Source organism: Pseudoalteromonas sp. KS88 (assembly GCF_004766475.1).
Classification (GTDB): Bacteria; Pseudomonadota; Gammaproteobacteria; order Enterobacterales; family Alteromonadaceae; genus Pseudoalteromonas.
On sequence record NZ_PYHV01000053.1, the window covers coordinates 1 to 1151 of the forward strand.

Below are 1151 nucleotides of genomic sequence, written 5' to 3' on the forward strand. Positions count from 1 at the left end.
ATTACTGCGTAACGCACCCTATATGTGTTTGCCGTAAGCTACTTGCTTAACAGCCGCATCGACAGACGAAGTAAACGAATTTGTTTATTGATTTAGAATTGACCGTCAATGTATAAAACGGTCAAAAAGAATACTATTGCCTATTGACAGAGTTAAGGCTCATATGTGTTATAAGCCATTTACCACTTTAAGGTAGGATTTAGTACCAATACCGACCTGAGCCCAAACTTTACGTTTGTGATTACCAAGATAATCGTATTGCTCATCCATTTCCCAAAGGGTTACTATTTGGTCAGGGAAAATATACTCTGACTCATTAAATGAGTGACTCTCCGATTCATTAGCAGAAATTACTTTAAACAAAGTACTTCCATCAACATCAAATACGTCGATGCCACCGAACATAAGTTGGTAATTTTCGTTTTGAGAAACACCGATAAAGTTAACTAAGTCATTTTCAAACTCAATTTGAAGGCAGCTATCGAAATAGAAATCACTGGCTTCATCTGACAAAGTAAAAAAGCCCGCAAATAATTCTCTTACTTGCTCTCTATTCATTCCAAGTTTGATGGGCCCAATTCCATCATGAGGCTTAATTAAAAACTCCATACCTTCCTATGGCTTATAACGCCCATTTAAGGGGCTGATAATTGTTTGCTAAAATGTGTAGCGAAGCGAAACCGAGCAAACTGTTAGCAGTCCCGCTTGAAATTCTTGTTATGTGTTTGTAGCACATACCTTTGTTGTAAATAATAACTAATATATGCAGTGAAAAGAAAGACAAAAACAGAACTAATTTGAAAGACTATAAATGCGTTAATAAACACAAAATATGCTGCCACTGCAACGAAAGAAAATAACAAAGGAAATGAAGCGAATTTAACCTTAAAGTTAAACCCAACATAAGAGGTAAATGTACAAATGAAACTATAGCCGAATACGATAAACTGCTCTTGAAACCACAAATTTAAGTTAGGAGCAAAAGGATAAATAATATCTTCGAATTTAGGCAAAACGAAGCTAGCGAGTAAAATACTCAAAAGAGCTAAAGTTGACGATAAAAAGTATTTCATTTCACCTATCCATGAGAAACACATAACGAATGATATGGACTCCCCACTCAGCACATTTTTACCAATGTGCCATAGTGA

The 1151-nt window shown here is 35.5% G+C and carries 2 protein-coding genes; both read right to left on the bottom strand.

Annotated features, from left to right (window positions below):
* Positions 1 to 168: 168 nt before the first annotated feature.
* Positions 169 to 609 (bottom strand): hypothetical protein, encoded by a 441-nt coding sequence (locus C7Y70_RS20425; RefSeq protein ID WP_135476859.1) that lies wholly within the window; start codon positions 607 to 609, stop codon positions 169 to 171.
* An 83-nt stretch (positions 610 to 692) separates the two neighbouring features.
* Positions 693 to 1151 (bottom strand): hypothetical protein (locus tag C7Y70_RS20600; RefSeq protein WP_210114683.1); only part of this gene is annotated, 459 nt, incomplete at its 5' end.

Bases quoted from the DNA above. Each gene is read 5' to 3' on its own strand.
- C7Y70_RS20425 (WP_135476859.1), bottom strand. From the start codon at position 609: ATGGAGTTTTTAATTAAGCCTCATGATGGAATTGGGCCCATCAAACTT.